Origin of the sequence: Rhodobacter sp. JA431 (genome assembly GCF_900217725.1) — a bacterium.
Taxonomy (GTDB): domain Bacteria; phylum Pseudomonadota; class Alphaproteobacteria; order Rhodobacterales; family Rhodobacteraceae; genus Rhodobacter; species Rhodobacter aestuarii.
Window position 1 is genome coordinate 65425 of the sequence record NZ_OBMP01000006.1, and the last position, 15849, is coordinate 81273.

The 15849-nt window shown below is 61.0% G+C and carries 13 protein-coding genes; 5 read left to right on the forward strand and 8 right to left on the reverse strand.

Features of this window, described 5'->3' with window-relative positions; all coding sequences use genetic code 11:
- The first annotated feature begins 19 nt into the window (after positions 1-19).
- The 3 genes from CRO18_RS12910 to CRO18_RS12920 all read left to right on the forward strand — a co-directional run bounded on the left by CRO18_RS12910 (position 20) and on the right by CRO18_RS12920 (position 2917).
- The gene (locus CRO18_RS12910; RefSeq protein ID WP_170952668.1) at positions 20-601 is read left to right on the forward strand and encodes a biliverdin-producing heme oxygenase; all 582 of its coding nucleotides are present in this window, start codon (positions 20-22) and stop codon (positions 599-601) included.
- Positions 602-763: 162 nt separating this feature from the next.
- Positions 764-1180 carry a universal stress protein gene (locus CRO18_RS12915; RefSeq protein WP_097082436.1) on the forward strand — a complete coding sequence of 139 codons (417 nt, stop codon included), beginning with the start codon at positions 764-766 and terminating at the stop codon, positions 1178-1180.
- Between the two features lie 57 nt (positions 1181-1237).
- Positions 1238-2917, forward strand: coding sequence for a BCCT family transporter (locus CRO18_RS12920; protein ID WP_097082437.1), 1680 nt, complete (start codon positions 1238-1240; stop codon positions 2915-2917).
- 178 nt (positions 2918-3095) lie between these two features.
- Here CRO18_RS12920 and CRO18_RS12925 read toward each other — a convergent pair whose 3' ends face one another.
- Both CRO18_RS12925 and CRO18_RS12930 read right to left on the reverse strand, forming a co-directional pair.
- Positions 3096-5651 carry a penicillin-binding protein 1A gene (locus CRO18_RS12925; protein WP_097082438.1) on the reverse strand — a complete coding sequence of 852 codons (2556 nt, stop codon included), beginning with the start codon at positions 5649-5651 and terminating at the stop codon, positions 3096-3098.
- Between the two features lie 98 nt (positions 5652-5749).
- A complete protein-coding gene (locus tag CRO18_RS12930) occupies positions 5750-6505 on the reverse strand; it encodes a cytochrome c biogenesis CcdA family protein (RefSeq protein WP_097082439.1) in 756 nt (251 codons plus the stop codon).
- A gap of 103 nt (positions 6506-6608) precedes the next feature.
- On the opposite strand from CRO18_RS12930, the gene CRO18_RS12935 reads away from it, so the two are divergent.
- Entirely contained in the window at positions 6609-6863 is a 255-nt protein-coding gene (locus tag CRO18_RS12935) for a sulfurtransferase TusA family protein (protein WP_097082440.1), read from the forward strand.
- A gap of 154 nt (positions 6864-7017) precedes the next feature.
- Here the strand turns inward: CRO18_RS12935 and CRO18_RS12940 are convergent, their stop codons facing one another.
- The 6 genes from CRO18_RS12940 to purC form a co-directional block, all read right to left on the reverse strand.
- Complete coding sequence (locus CRO18_RS12940; protein WP_097082441.1) at positions 7018-9903, reverse strand: ribonuclease E/G; 2886 nt, start codon at positions 9901-9903, stop codon at positions 7018-7020.
- A 447-nt stretch (positions 9904-10350) separates the two neighbouring features.
- Entirely contained in the window at positions 10351-11679 is a 1329-nt protein-coding gene (locus CRO18_RS12945) for a sigma-54 dependent transcriptional regulator (RefSeq protein WP_097082442.1), read from the reverse strand.
- Positions 11680-11684: 5 nt separating this feature from the next.
- Complete coding sequence (locus CRO18_RS12950; RefSeq protein WP_097082443.1) at positions 11685-13481, reverse strand: ATP-binding protein; 1797 nt, start codon at positions 13479-13481, stop codon at positions 11685-11687.
- Positions 13482-13516: 35 nt separating this feature from the next.
- On the reverse strand, positions 13517-14185 hold the full coding sequence (gene purQ / locus CRO18_RS12955) for a phosphoribosylformylglycinamidine synthase subunit PurQ (protein ID WP_097082444.1): 669 nt from the start codon (positions 14183-14185) through the stop codon (positions 13517-13519).
- 69 nt (positions 14186-14254) lie between these two features.
- The gene (gene purS / locus CRO18_RS12960) at positions 14255-14494 is read right to left on the reverse strand and encodes a phosphoribosylformylglycinamidine synthase subunit PurS (RefSeq protein WP_076485441.1); all 240 of its coding nucleotides are present in this window, start codon (positions 14492-14494) and stop codon (positions 14255-14257) included.
- 11 nt (positions 14495-14505) lie between these two features.
- Positions 14506-15267 (reverse strand): phosphoribosylaminoimidazolesuccinocarboxamide synthase, encoded by a 762-nt coding sequence (purC, locus tag CRO18_RS12965; RefSeq protein ID WP_076485440.1) that lies wholly within the window; start codon positions 15265-15267, stop codon positions 14506-14508.
- A 255-nt stretch (positions 15268-15522) separates the two neighbouring features.
- Between purC and CRO18_RS12970 the strand changes: the two genes are divergently transcribed.
- Positions 15523-15837: a DUF1476 domain-containing protein gene (locus tag CRO18_RS12970; RefSeq protein WP_076485439.1), complete on the forward strand. Its 315-nt coding sequence runs from the start codon at positions 15523-15525 to the stop codon at positions 15835-15837.
- The last annotated feature ends 12 nt before the right edge of the window (positions 15838-15849 follow it).

The window sequence follows — 15849 nt, forward strand, 5'->3', positions numbered from 1 at the left end:
GGCCCATGTCGACCATTGCATGACGGTGTTGAAAGAAGCGACCTCTGCCGCTCATGCCCGGATTGAGGCCGTGTCGGTGATGCGCGATCTAACCGCGCCAGAGGTGACACGGATGCAATATACGGCGGTGCTTGGGCGGTTACACGCGCATTTCGCCCGCTATGAACCGGTGATCCATGCCGCCCTCGCCCCGCATCTGCCGCTGCAAAGCTTGGCAGAGCGCGCCGCCCTGCCCGCATTGGAAGCCGATCTGGCCGATCTGGGGTTTGATACGTCCAAGCAAACCACTGCGCCGCCTGCGCCTTGCCCGGCCCATGCGGCGGGGTGGCTTTACGTGCATGAAGGCACCGGGCTTGGTGGACTGGTGATCTTGCGTGGATTGCGCAACAGCCTTGGCGACGAACTCGGCACCGCCACGCGCTACTTTCAACGCCACGGCAAAGCGACAGCGATGCGCTGGCGCGAAACCCGTGCGCTGATTGCCGGGCTTTTGCCCGATGAAGATCGTCTCGCCTTAGCCGTCTCGGGGGCCGAGGCCGCTTTCGCCGCCATGCATCTGCGGCTTGCGCCAGATACGGCCCAGACCCGAATGCCGCGCTAAGATCGGCGCAAGAACAAGGCGAAGCAGCCCAAATACCGCGCCAGTCCCGCCGCGGCCTTGCGGCATACGTCCTTCGCAACTGCGACAATCTGCCCGCCCCCGGGTGGACATCCCCTTCCCGCATCCCTAGGCTACCTCGCGGAAAAGTGGGGAAAGCTGAATATGTTCAAGAAGATCATGGTTCCGGTGGATCTGCGCCACTTGCCCGCACAGGGTAAGGCGCTGAGCATCGCCGCCGATCTGGCGAAAACAAACGGCGCACAGGTGATTTATGTCACCGTCACCAGCCCAGAACCGAACGCCCTTGGCCGTACCCCGGCCGAGGTCGAGGAAAAACTCAACAGCTTCGTTGCGAATGAAAGCGCTGCGCATGGTCACGATGCGGCGGGCCATCTGCTGATCAGTCACGATCCCGCAGCCGAGCTTGATGCAGCGCTGATCAAGGCCTGTGACACGCTTCACGCTGATCTGGTGGTGATGGCCACCCATCTTCCCAATGTCACCGATTACCTTTGGTCTTCACATGGTGGGGCGCTCGCCAATCATGTGCAGGCCTCGGTGTTTCTGGTGCGTGCCTAGGCACGGCGTCCGCACGCCCGCCCCATAAAGACAATAGAAACGACAGGAGGACGGCATATGGCCGAACCCGAAGACAGTGCAGGGACTGCCATTCCCGATGGTGAACCAGATCCGGTGACCGGGATTCCCGCCCCCGAGGGCGCAACAGAACTGATCGACACCGATTACGAAATTGGTCAGCACAATATCGAGGGCCAATGGGGTCCGATCGGGTTTGACATTCACAACCCGGTTTTTGCGATTTCCGCGCTCTCGGTCGTCGCCTTCGTGTTTTACGCGCTGGCCCTGCCGGAACAAGCGGCGAGCATCTTTGGCTGGCTGCGTCCGGCCCTCACCTCGAGCTTTGATTGGTTCTTCCTGTCGGCGGCCAACGTCTTTGTGCTCTTTTGTCTGCTCTTGATCGTCAGCCCTTGGGGCGCGGTCCGGCTTGGCGGCAAAGACGCCACCCCCGATTTCAGCTACAAAAGCTGGTTTGCGATGCTGTTTGCGGCGGGCATGGGCATTGGTCTGATGTTCTTTGGCGTGCTGGAGCCGGTCTATCACATGGCCATCTCGGCACCTTTGGGCACGCCCTCGCCCTTTGACGCGGCGGGCAACATCATCCCAGAAAATGTCGAAGCCGCCAAAGCAATGGGCTTGGCCGCAACGATCTATCACTGGGGCCTGCACCCTTGGGCGATCTATGCGGTGGTGGGGCTGGCGCTTGCGCTCTTTTCCTTCAACAAGGGCCTGCCGCTGACAATCCGCTCCGCCTTCTACCCGATTTTTGGTGAGCGGGTCTGGGGTTGGACCGGGCATCTGATCGACATTATCGCGGTTTTTGCCACACTCTTTGGCCTGTCCACCTCGCTTGGCTTCGGCGCTCAACAAGCCAATGCCGGGCTCAACCACGTCTTTGGCGTGCCGATGAGTATTCCGGTTCAGGTCGCGCTGATCACCGTGATCACCGGCGTTGCGCTTTATTCGGTGCTGCGCGGGCTTGATGGCGGTGTGAAGGTGCTTTCCGAAATCAACATGGGGATTGCAGCGCTTTTGCTGCTGTTCGTGCTGATTGCGGGCCCGACGATGCTGATCTTGACCGATTTCGGCGAGGGGCTGGTGGCCTATGTGAAAGATATCATTCCTCTGTCGAACCCGATCGGGCGCGAGGATGATAGCTATCGCCAAGGCTGGACGGCCTTCTATTGGGCGTGGTGGATCAGCTGGTCGCCGTTCGTGGGCATGTTCATCGCGCGCGTTTCGCGGGGCCGCACGGTGCGCGAATTCGTGGTTTGTGTGCTGATCATCCCCTCCATCGTCTGCGTGCTGTGGATGGCCGTCTTTGGCGGTGTGGCGATTGACCAAGTGCTTTCTGACCCGGTCAATTCGGCGGTGAAAGCCAATGTGATTGACAGCTACAACCCGCCCTTGTCGCTTTTTGCGATGCTCGAAGGGCTGCCGCTGTCTTCCATCACCTCGGTTGTCGCGATTGTGCTGGTGATCGTGTTCTTCGTGACCTCGTCGGACTCGGGCTCGCTAGTGATCGACACGATCACGGCGGGTGGCAAGGTCGACGCACCGCTGCCGCAGCGCGTGTTCTGGGCCACGTTTGAGGGCGCGGTTGCGATTGTGCTGTTGATCGGGGGCGGCCTAGGCGCATTGCAAGCGATGGTGATCTCCACCGGTTTGCCCTTCACGGTGATCTTGCTGTTGATGTGCTGGGCAATCTTGCGCGGGCTGCAAGCGGAACCGCGCTAAGCCAAACGCCAGAGGTTGCGAAACCAGAAAAGGGCGCCGCAGGGCGCCCTTTTTCATGCATAGCAACCGCAAGAACAAGACCCCCAGCCCCGCCACGTCCTGCCCCCCAACACCGCGGCAAAAGAAAAGGCGCCCGCTGGGGCGCCCAATCCTTGGTGTCGTGAAACGTGGGTAAGGCTTAGTAGAGCCCACCGGCAGACAAGGTGCCGAAATCGGCTTTCTTGGGGATCACGCGAGTCTTTCCGGTCGCGGTCGTGACGGTGGTGCCAGTATCGGTTTCACCCTGCGCGAAAAGCGGCAGGTCCGCGCCCATGGCAAAGCCCCCATCCACAATCAGGCCAAGGCCGCGCATGTCTTGATCCTCGCGCATATATTCGGCCTGCACGAAATCCCCCGACACGCCATCGGGCAGTTTTTCCCCGGTGAACCGGTTGAAGTTCTGCCAATAGCCCCCCGGCGGCACCTTGAAGCGGCCACCGCCATATTCCTTGATCGCCTCTTGCATGAACTCATTGAAGACCGGCACACAAAGCGTGCCGCCATAAGCGCCCCGGCCAAGCCCGCGCGGTTGGTCATAGCCCATGTAGCACGACGCGACGATATTGGAGGTAAAGCCGGTGAACCACACGTCTTTCGCGTCATTCGTCGTCCCGGTTTTGCCAGCAACCGGAACCGGCAGCCGCACGCCCGTGCCCGTGCCGCGCTTCACGCCGCCTTCCATCAGCGAGATCATCTGATAGGCGGTGATCGCATCAATCACCTGCTCGGAATTGGTGCGCACGCGTGGCCCCAACCCCTCGGGCAAGGTCGGATCGGCGCAATCGAGACAATCGCTTTGGTCATGGCGATAGATCGTGCGGCCCCAACGGTCCTGCACCCGGTCCACCAGCGTCGGCTCCAGCCGCTTGCCGCCATTGGCAAACATCGCATAGGCCGAAATGAGCCGATACATCGTGGTTTCCTGCGCCCCAAGCGCATTCGCCAAATAGGGGCCCATCTGGTCATAAACGCCAAACCGCTCCGCATAGCGCGCCACGGTATCCATGCCGATTTCTTGCGCGATCCGCACCGTCATCAGGTTCCGCGATTGCTCAAGCCCGGTGCGCAACGGCGTCGGCCCGTAGTATTTGTTTGAGGCGTTTTGCGGCCGCCACAGACCTTGCGGCGTGTTCACCTCAATCGGTGCGTCCACAACGATGGTCTCGGGGCTAAAGCCGGAGTCGAGCGCCGCTGCATAGACAATCGGCTTGATATTGGAGCCGGGCTGGCGCATCGCCTGTGTGGTGCGGTTGAAGACCGAGCTTTGATACGAGAACCCGCCCTGCATCGCGAGCACGCGGCCCGTATGCACATCCATCGCCATGAACGCGCCCTCGACACGCGGCACCTGCCGCAGTGACCAGCGCACGAAAGAGCCATCGCTGTCTTTGGTGACCGCGCGCACCAGCACCACATCGCCCACATCAACCAGATCAGAGGCCCGCTTGGCGCGCGGACCAAGCTTGCCATCTTTGCCAAGCTTACGCGCCCAAGTCACATCATCGGCGGGGATCCAATGGCCATCGGCATCTTCCTCGATGCCTTCAATGCCGATCCGGGCAGATTTATCCCCCAGTTCGAGCACCACGGCCGGATACCAACCCTCAACATCGCGGGGGGCTTTGTCGGTGGGCACATCGGCAAGCGCCGCACGCCACAGCCGTTCCTCGCCCAGTTGATCAGCCGGGATCGTCGCCCCGGTGCCGCGCCAGACGCCAAGGTTGCGGTCATATTTTTCAAGCGCATGTTGCAGCGCCTTCGCGGCCTGCTTTTGCAAATCGGGATCAACCGTGGCGCGGATCGTTAGACCACCGCCAAAGAACTCATCCTGCCCAAAGCTTTTTGACAGCTGGCGGCGGATTTCATCGGTGAAATAATCCCGCGGCGGCAAAGCTTGGCGGAAGGCCGGGTAATCGCCGCGCTGCACCGATTTCAGCTCTTTCGCCTGCTCTTCTTGCAAAGTCGCTTGGTCGATATGGCCGTCTTCATACATTCGCCGCAGCACGTAATTGCGGCGCAGTCGCGCCTCTTCATAATCGCGCACCGGATGCAACGAGGCCGGTTTCTTTGGCAAAGCCGCCAGATAGGCCGCCTCGCCCACGGTGAGTTCGCTCAGCGTTTTGTTGAAATAGGTCTGCGCTGCCGCCGCCACCCCATAGGAGTTTTGACCCAAGAAAATCTCGTTCAGATACAGCTCAAGAATGCGGTCTTTCGACAGCGCCTCTTCCACGCGGGCCGCCAAGATCAATTCTTTGATCTTCCGTTCCGCCGAGCGCGAACCATCAAGCAGGAAGTTCTTCATCACCTGCTGCGTGATCGTCGAGGCGCCGCGCACATTGCGCCCGCCGGATTTGATCGCCGCATAGGCCGCCGCGATGATCCCGCGCGCGTCATAGCCCTTGTGAATATAGAAGTTTTGGTCTTCGGCAGAAACAAAAGCCTGTTTCACCACATCGGGAATGTCACTGATCGGCACGAAAATCCGCCGCTCTTGCGCGAATTCGTCGATCAAGCGCCCCTCGCCCGAGTAAATCCGGCTGATGGTTTTGGGCGTGTATTGGGCCAACTGTTCATGGCTGGGCAAGTTGCGCCCATACATCCAAAAAATCGCGCCAACCGTCAGCGCGGCGAAAAACAGCGCCGTGACGATCCAGGAGAAAAGCCCCCCAATTGAAGACAGGACGAAGCGGATCAAAAGGCACCCCCGTGGACAGTGCCGACCCTATAGCGCGCGCCGGGCGATGGGTCAAAGCAAGTTCCCGTCAGGCTGCGCGTTTCCGCGCAGGCGCGGCTTTAGCCAAATTCGGCAAGCGCCGGGAAAGCGTCCAAAATCCAAAACGAGAAATCAGAGAGTTGCCCGGTCAGCATGAAAAGCCCCACCGTCCACAAAAGGAGACCTGAGATTTTCTCGATACGGCCCATATTGCGGCGCATGAAGGCCATCGCCCCACCAAGCGCAGGGAAAAACGCTGCGACCAGCAAGAAGGGCAAACCAAGCCCCGCCGCATAGACGCCCAAAAGCCCCATGCCACGGCCAAGGCTGCCCTCGGCCATCGCAAGCGAAGCGATGGTGCCCAGCACCGGGCCAAGGCAGGGCGTCCAACCGAAGGCAAAGGCAAGGCCCAGAAGGTATGCCCCCAAGGCCGAGCCCCCCTGATCGCCAGTCTCCAGCCGGAATTCGCGGTCGAGAAAGCCGATTCGATAGATGCCAAGGAAATGCGCGCCGAAAATCATCACGACAACGCCCGCGACCTTGCCCAATTCATCGCGCCAAGAGCCCACCGCTTGACCAAGCGCCGAGGCGCCAAGACCAATCAGCAAGAAAACGGTCGAGAGCCCAAGCACAAAGAAAAGCGCCGCCAGCAGCACAGGGCCACGCGCAGCGGCTTTGCCCGCGCTCATCTCGGACACGGTCACACCGCCCATATAGGCAAGATAGGGCGGCACGATGGGCAGCACACAGGGGCTGAGGAACGAGATCACCCCCGCCACAAAAGCGGCGAAGGCGGCGGGCAGAAAGGCTGCATCTATGATGTCGATCCCGAACATGGCCCCGTCCTAGCATTGCAGGCGCGCGCCGTCATCTGCTGTGATCTGACGCGGCGCTCACATTGCCGTGGACAGGCGCGTGGTGCGGCGCTAGGCCAAGCGCATGAGCGACACCCCTGCCCTATCCCTTGATCTGCGCGGCCTTCTGTGCCCGCTGCCGGTGCTGCGCCTGCGCAAGGCGTTGCTTGCCCAACCCGAGGGCGCGCTGGTGGAAATGATCGCGACCGACCGCGCCAGTTGGATTGATGTGCCGCATTTTTGCACCCATGCGGGCCATGTGCTCGAAAGCGCGACGGATGAGGGCGATGTGCTGCGCTATCTTGTGCGGCGCGGCCCAGAGCAAAACACGCAAGACTAAAGCGGCGTTATTGGCAACGCGGTGTTGGGGGCGCAGCCTCCCTTTGGCTGCGCCAAACTCTCCTAAAGAAATTTGGGCCAGTCGCAGCGGTCACAACGCAAAACGCCGGGCAGGAGGCCCGGCGTTTGCAATTTTCAGCTCTGGCGCATTCGCCTCAGATGGACCACCAACCGCGGCGCTTCGGCTTCGGCTCGCCGCCCTCTTCTGCCTCAGAAGCGGGGGCCTCGGGCGCGCTTTGCGCTTCCGCCACAGGTTCTGGGGCAGGTTCAGCGACGGGCTCGACGCTCGGCTCCGGCTCGGGCGCGGGTTCCACCACCGGCTCCGGCGCAACTTCGGGTGCCACCTCAACCGGCGCTTCCGCGACAGGCTCGGGCGCAGGCTCGGCAGGCGCTTCAGCAGCGGTTGCACTCACCGGCTCCACTGGCGCAGCTTCGGGCGCCGCTTCGGCAGGGGCTTCCTCTGCCACCGGCTCAACCTTTTTGCGCGAACGCGAGCGGGTGGTTTTCTTCGGCGCGGGCTCCTCGCCGTCTTCGGTCTTTTTCTTCCGCGAGCGGGTGGTTCTCTTCGGCTTCGGCGCATCTTCCGCCGCTTCCTCCGCAACCGCCGCGCCTTCCGCTTCCGGCGCCCCCTCTTCGGCTTCCGTCACCTCGGGCAGCGCAACCTCGGCCAGTTCCGCAGCGGCGGCCGCACGCGCAGCATCCTCAGCGGCCTCGTCCTCGTCAGAGGAGCCCTCATCAGCCTCGTCGTCGTCCGCATCGCTGCCGTCGGCATCACCAGACTCGCCCGCCTCGGTGCCATTGCCCGATTTCTTACGCCGACGCCGACGACGTTTCTTCTTCTTCGGCGCCTCTTCGGCCTCCGTGGTTTCGGCTTCGGCCTCTTCGACCTCGTCCTCTTCCTCCTCAAGGATCTCTTCCTCGTCGATCTCGGCCATCAGTTCGGCGCTCGCATGCACCGCCGTGCTCATCGGATCGGGCACGATCCGGGTCGCGGTTTTGAACTTCTCAATCGAGAAATCAGGGCTCACAAGGCTCGGATCGGCTTCAATCCGCACCGCCATTCCATAGCGCGCCTCGATCGAGGCGATATGCTCGCGCTTGGCGTTCATCAGATAGTTGGCGACCGCGACCGGGCATTTCACCAGCACTTCGCGCGAGCGCTTACGCGTGCCCTCTTCCTCAATCGCGCGCAGCACTTGCAGCGCAAGGCTGTCATCCGAGCGGATCAGGCCGGTGCCGTGGCAATGCGGGCAGGGCTGGGTGGTGCTTTCCAGCATCCCCGGGCGCAACCGCTGACGGCTCATTTCCAAAAGACCAAAGCCCGAAATCCGGCCCACTTGAATGCGCGCACGGTCGGTTTTCAGTTTCTCTTTCAGGCGCTTCTCGACGGCGGAGTTGTTCTTGCGCTCCTCCATGTCGATGAAGTCGATGACGATCAGGCCCGCCAAGTCGCGCAGACGCAACTGACGGCTGATTTCCTCGGCGGCCTCAAGGTTGGTTTTCAGCGCCGTATCTTCGATCGAGCCCTCTTTGGTGGCCCGGCCCGAGTTCACGTCAATCGCCACCAGCGCTTCGGTGACGCCAATCACGATGTAGCCGCCCGATTTGAGCTGCACCACCGGGTTGAACATCGCGCCTAGATAGCTTTCGACTTGGAAGCGCGCAAAGAGCGGCAATTGCTCGGCGTAATGCTTCACGTTTTTGGCGTGGGACGGCATGATCATTTTCATGAAGTCCTTGGCCACACGGTAGCCGCGCTCGCCCTCGACCAGCACCTCGTCTATGTCTTTCGAGTAAAGATCGCGGATCGAGCGCTTGATCAGGTCGCCCTCTTCGTAGATCGGCGCAGGCGCGACCGATTTCATCGTGAGGTCGCGGATTTGTTCCCACAGCCGCATCAGATATTCATAGTCGCGGCGGATCTCGGTGCGGGTGCGTTGGCTGCCCGCAGTGCGGATGATCAGGCCAGCTCCATGCGGCACTTCCATCTCGGCGGCGATTTCTTTGAGCTTTTTACGGTCGGCAGCATTGGTGATTTTGCGCGAAATGCCACCACCGCGCGCGGTGTTTGGCATCAGCACGCAATAACGACCCGCGAGCGACAGATAGGTGGTGAGCGCCGCGCCTTTGTTGCCGCGCTCTTCCTTGACCACTTGCACCAGCATGATCTGGCGCACTTTGATCACTTCTTGAATCTTGTAACGGCGCGCACGCGGGCGGCGCGGCGCGCGGATTTCTTCCTGCACATCCTCTTCGGCGACGGATTCAATCTCGTCATCGCCTTCTGCCGGATGGGCGTGGTGGTCGTGATCGTGGCTTTCGCCATCCTCGGCTTCTTCCGCGTCCACCTCTTCGGCTTCTTCGGTCATCTCGGCCACGACCGAAAGCGCATCGGCCACGGCTTCCGCCACGACATCCTCGACGGATTCTTCTTCCACGGATGCGGTTTCCGCGACGGGCGCGTCTTGCGCATCGCCTTCCACCGGGGCGCTCTCGTCTGCCTCGGGTGCGGCAGCTTCAGGCGTGGACACCAGCGTCGTTTCCGGCGTCTCGCTCAGAACGGCGGGTTCTTCCCCCTCGCCCTCTTCGCCGGATTCGATCACCGCCATGCCCGGAATATCTTCCGAACGCACCACGGCATCGATGTTGCTCGCCTTTTCGGCCTTCGCCGCAGGGGCGGACGAAGACGACCGCGAACGGGAGCGCGAACGGCGCGAGCGCGGGCGGTTTTCTTCAGCCTCTTCGGCCTCAGCCGCAAGCCGCTCTTCTTCCAAAAGCGCCTGACGATCCGCCGTCGGGATTTGATAGTAATCGGGATGGATCTCGGCAAAAGCGAGGAAACCGTGGCGGTTGCCACCGTAATCCACAAACGCTGCTTGGAGCGAAGGCTCCACCCGCGTGACTTTTGCTAGATAGATGTTTCCGGCGAGTTGCCGTTTGTTGATGGTTTCAAAGTCAAACTCTTCGACTTTGTTGCCGTCCACCACCACAACGCGGGTCTCTTCCGCATGGGTGGCATCGATAAGCATTTTCTTTGCCATTAATCCTGGTTCCCCATGCGCGCGCGCGCCCTGACCACGACCTGGATCGTGCGGGCAAGGCGAGGCTGGCATGGTTTGTCGTTGAGGCGGGAGCGCTGGCACGCAAATGGGTGGCGGCGGCCAGTTGTGGCCCGCCCGTCCTCACCTCAGTTGCCCTTGCGCGCTCCATCGCGGTTCTTCCCAAACACGCGGCAGGCCGCGCGATGATGACGAAACCCCCTTGGTTTTCTAGGCCCTGAGGGTGTGAAAGCGGTCTTTCGACCAATCGGATGACCCAAAGCCCGCTTCGCACCCGCGAAGATCATCGGCTCGGAAATCAGCGAATTCCGTGGGCGGGAATAGTCCCGCCGACACTGCGACATTAACAACGCAGAGCAGATGAATACAATCTGTTTTTCATCAAGAAATGATTAACGATAATCATCAGACGCACGGATGCACACAACTTTAGGTGTAATCGGCACGGCTTAAGCCGTATTTCGCCATTTTTTCGTTGAGCGTCCGGCGCGGCAGGCAAAGCTCCTCCATCACCGCCGCGATGGAGCCTTTGTGACGCCGCATCGTATTGTCGATCAGCATCTTCTCGAAGCTTTCGACATATTCCTTGAGCGGCTTACCTTCGGTGGTCATGGCGGTGCCCAGCTCATCGCTTTCGGCCATCAAAAGCGAGGCAATGGAGCCCTGCCCGCGCCGCGCTTGCAAGACCGCGCGTTCGGCCACATTGATCAGCTGGCGCACATTGCCGGGCCAAGGCGCTTGTAGCAGTTGTGCGGCTTCTTGCGCGCTGACTTCGGGCGCGTCGCAGCCGTAATCATCGGCGAATTGCTCGGCCATCCGGGTGAACAGCGTCAACACATCTTCGCCACGCGCGCGCAGCGGCGGCAGGGTGATTTTATGCGCGGCCAAGCGGAAATAAAGATCGGGGCGCAAAAGGTCTTCGAGCATCCGCCCCTCACCATGGGCGTTGCAAATCGCCACGATCCGGGTTTCTGCCGGGCTACCTTGTTCGTTCAAAAGCGTCAAAAGCCGCGCTTGCAGGCCGCTCGACAACGCCTCGATATCTTCGAGCACCAAAGTGCCGCCGCGCGCCTCCTCGACCAGCGGCAACCCGCCCCCCTCGGCCACCGGGCCAAAGAGCCGTTCACCAAGTGCGTCTTCGGTATAGGCCGCACAAGAGATGGTGACGAATTTCTTGCCCGCCCGCGTGCCAGCGGCGTGCAGCGCATGGGCCACAAGCGTTTTGCCGGTGCCGGTTTCGCCATCAAGCAGCACATGGCCATCAGATTGCGCAATATCGAGCACATCTTCGCGCAGCCGTTCCATTTGCGCCGAGGTGCCAATGAGCTTGCCCATCACCTTCGTGCCCTCGCCCAAATCGCGGCGCAAAGCGCGGGCATCGAGTGTCATCCTGCGCGCTTGGGTGGCGCGTTTGGCAAGCTCGGTCATCCGGTCTGGGTTGAAGGGTTTCTCCATGAAATCCATCGCGCCAAGCCGCATCGCTTCCACCGCCATCGGCACATCGCCATGCCCGGTGATCATGATCACTGGCAGCCCGCTATCAAGCCCCATCAAACGCTTGAGAAACGCCATCCCATCCATGCCCGGCATGCGAATATCGGTGATCACGGCCCCCGGCCAATCGGCCCCAATGACTTTCAGCGCATCTTCTGCGCAGGCAAAACTTTCGGTATCAAACCCCGAGAGCGCCAGCCATTGGCTGATGGATTGCCGGATGTCTTCCTCGTCATCGACGATCGCCACCTTCATCATGCGCATTCTTGTTACTCCGCTGCCCTTTGCCCGTTGCCAGACAAACTCATCCCCGCCGTCAAACGCGGCAGCCGCACTTCAAATACGGCCCCCCCATCTGCGGCATTGCGCGCGGTCAAGCGACCGCCAAAATCACTGACGATAGACGAGGAAATCGCAAGGCCCAGCCCCGTCCCCTCGCCCGGTTTCTTCGTGGTCCAAAACGGCTCAAACAGTTTTTCTAGATCGGTGATACCGGGCCCATTGTCGCGCACCGTCAGCACCGCCATTTCATCGGCCTCCAGCGCAATCTCGATATGCGGCGTGCGTAGCCCCTTTGTGGCATCAAGCGCATTGCGCAAAAGGTTGATAATCACCTGCTCGAGCCGAATGCGGTCCGCCATCACCATCACCTGCCCGCGCGGCAGGCTCCGGGTGATTTTGACCGTGCGTGCCTTCAGCTGCGGCTCCATCATCGCCAAGGCAGACGATAGCGCCGCGCGCAGGTCCACCGGCTCAAACGCATCGCCACCCTTGCGGGCGTAGGATTTGAGTTGGCGGGTGATCGCCCCCATCCGTTCGATCAGATCGTCGATGCGCTGGAACGACGACAACGCCTCCACCACCCGTTCGCGCTGCAGCAAAAGCCGCGCGCCAGCCAGATAGGTTTTCATCGCCGCCAAGGGCTGGTTCAACTCATGGCTCACCGCGGCAGACATCTCGCCCAGCACGGCAAGTTTGGAGCTTTGTTCCAGCGTTTGCTCCGCAAGCGAAAGGTCTTTTTGCACCCGCTCACGCTCCGCGATCTCGCGTTTGAGCCGCGCGTTCAGCGCGCGCAGTTCCGCAGATTCGCGCCGATAGACCGCCGATTGCACCTTGGCGCGCCGCGAGACGAAGTAGAACCCAAGCGCCAGCAGCACCGCAAAGCCCATGATTTCAAGCGCGATCACAGCATTCACCCGGTCGCGCACCGAGGTGTAGGGCGTGAACGCCACCATCCGCCAACCGCGAAACGGCAGCCGCGCTTCGGTGCGCATCACCGCTTGGCCAGAGACCCAAGCATCGGGCGGTTCATTGGCCCAATCCGCCGTGGCTTGCAAAGCGCGTTCAATCGCCGAAGGGGCCGAGCGCACGGCCAAAGCCTCTTCCATCGTCATGCCGCGCCAGCGCGGCTCGGTCGCCAAAACGATCTGGGCCGAGCTGTCCATCACCGCCACAGCATCGGAAATGCCCGCCCAAGCGCGTTCAAAACGCGCAAGATCGGCCCCCACCACGATCACCCCGATCAGCTTGCCTTCGGAGATCATCGCGCGGGAATACACAAAATCGGACGCGCCGGTGACGCCTTTGACGGCGGTAAAAATCGTATCGCGCGAGCGCTGCGCATCCACAAAGAAGGGCGCATCGTTGAACACGGTGCCGAGCACATTGCGGTCCGTCGCCGCCACCACCCGGCCTTGCAGGTCCAAAAGCCGGATCGAAGCCACACCAACTTCATCGCGCGCGGCAATCAAAATCCCCGAAGTAGTGGAGAAATCTCCCGAAATCAGCGATTTGTTCAATTCGGGGTCACGCGCCAACAACAGCGGCACCACAGAGGTTCGCTGAAGCTCTGACAAGATGTTGCCGGAATAAAGCGCGAGCCGCAGTTCGGTGCGCATCCGCGTGGTTTCTGTAAACCGCTCGGTCAGCCAGATATTGGTAAGCCAGATCCCGGCAATCGTTGCCGCCAACGCCACCACCGCCAAAGCGCGATAGGCCGCGCGGCGGATACGCCGACGGGTCTCGGCGCGGGTCGGTGGATCAAGGCGCAAGCGGGTCTCTGGCATGGGGGCAGATTAGGCGAAGCCGCGGCCCCCAGCAATCACGCTTGGGCGAGCATACCCGAAAGCGCGCGGAAAAGCGCCGCCCCATCGGTGCCGCCTTGGGTGTCTTCAACCACACGCTCAGGGTGCGGCATCAGGCCCAGCACGCGACGGTTTTCGCTCAGCACACCCGCGATATCGGCAGTAGAGCCGTTCGGGTTGTCGATATAGCGGAAGGCCACACGATCTTCGCCCTCAAGGCGTTTCAGCCCCTCGGCGTCAATCACGTAATTGCCGTCATGGTGGGCAATCGGATAGGTCACTTCTGCGCCCGCCGCATAGCCTTCGGTGAAGATGCTATTGCTCGTCGCCACCGCCAGTTTTTGCGGGCGGCAGACGAATTTGAGCGAGGCATTGCGCATCAGCGCCCCCGGCAACAGGCCCATTTCGGTCAGCACCTGAAACCCATTGCAAATGCCGATCACATGGCCGCCCTTGGCAGCAAAATCGACCACGGCTTGGCCAATCGGCGAGCGCGAGGCAATCGCGCCACAGCGCAGATAATCGCCAAAGGAAAAGCCCCCCGGCACGCCCACAACATCGGTGCCCGCCGGAATTTCGGTGTCTTTGTGCCAGACCCTCACCACCTCAGCGCCCGCCTTGGCAAAGGCATCGGCAAGATCACGGTCGCAGTTCGACCCCGGGAAAGTGATGACGGCGGCTTTCATTGCGAAAGGGCTCCTGCGTTCTTCTGGGCTTGGACGGAAACGGGGCCCAAGCGTGAGCCCCGCCCCAAATCAGGCGATCTCGACGGTGTATTTCTCGATCACGGTGTTGGCGAGCAGCTTCTCGCACATCGCCTTCACCTCAACCTCGGCGGCAGCGGCATCGGTGGCGGCCAGATCAAGCTCAATCACCTTGCCTTGACGGACACCTTCAACACCCGAAAAGCCCAGATGGCCAAGCGCGTGGCGCACCGCTTCGCCTTGCGGGTCGAGCACCCCATCTTTCAGCATCACATGCACGCGCGCTTTCATCTTCGGCCTCTTTAGTTGATCAAGGTGGGCTTCATCGGCGTGGCATTGGCGGGCAAAACCCCCAGCCGCCGCGCGACTTCGGTATAGGCATCTGTCAGCGAGCCAAGGTCGCGGCGGAACACGTCCTTGTCGAGCTTTTGGTTCGTTTTCACGTCCCAAAGGCGGCAGCTGTCGGGGCTGATTTCATCGGCAATGATCAGGCGCATGAAATCGCCATCCCAAACACGACCGATCTCAATTTTGAAGTCGATCAGTTTGATGCCGACGCCAAAGAACACGCCCGACAAGAAGTCGTTCACGCGCAGCGCGAGGCTGACAATATCATCCAGATCTTGCTGGTTCGCCCAGCCGAAGGCGATGATATATTCCTCGGGCACAAGCGGGTCGCCGAGTTCATCGTTTTTGTAGCTATATTCCACGATCGGGCGCGGCAGCGGCGTGCCTTCTTCAAGACCCAAACGCTTCGCAATCGAACCCGCCGCGAAGTTGCGCACGATCACCTCAAGCGGCACGATCTCCACTTGACGGATCAGTTGCTCGCGCATGTTCAAACGGCGGATGAAGTGGTTCGGAATCCCTACATTCGTCAGCCCGTTCATGAAGAACTCGGACAAACGGTTGTTGAGCACACCCTTGCCCTCAATCGTCGCTTTCTTTTGCGCGTTGAAGGCGGTCGCATCATCCTTGAAGTATTGCACCAAAGTGCCGGGCTCGGGGCCTTCGTAAAGGATCTTTGCCTTGCCTTCATAGATTTTCTTGCGACGCGGTGCCATGGGCTCTCCGATACTGGGCGGGTCCGTTGACCCAATCTGGGGTCTTGCCCTCGGGGCACCCCTTTCGGCCCCTATAGGCCAAGCCGCCTCGCGCCGCAAGAAGATCGGTGCACCTTCACGGCCAACATGCTAGAATAGAGCGTCTCTCGGTTGCGTTTCGTGCTAGCGCAATCACCCCGGCGCGGCTTTATGAGGTCTTGCAGCAAGAGGCCAAAAAAACCATATCTGGGATAACAACTGATTTGGGGGGACCAGATGACCACTTTTGACGACCGCGAACACGCCTTTGAGGCCAAATTCGCGCATGATGCGGAACTGCGCTTTAAAGTTGAGGCGCGGTCTGTGAAGCTCCTCGGTCAATGGGCGGCGGAACTGCTGGGCAAAAGCGGCGAAGAAGCAGAGGCCTATACCGGTGCGTTGATCGCAGCGGATTTCGAGGAAGCGGGCCAAGAAGATGTGATCCGCAAACTGGTCGCAGATCTGGCGGGCGTCGCCGATGAGGCGAAGATCCGCGCCAAAGTTGGCGAGGCGATGCGCGAAGCGATGAAACAAATCACCGAAGTCGGCTGAGCATTTGCCCAG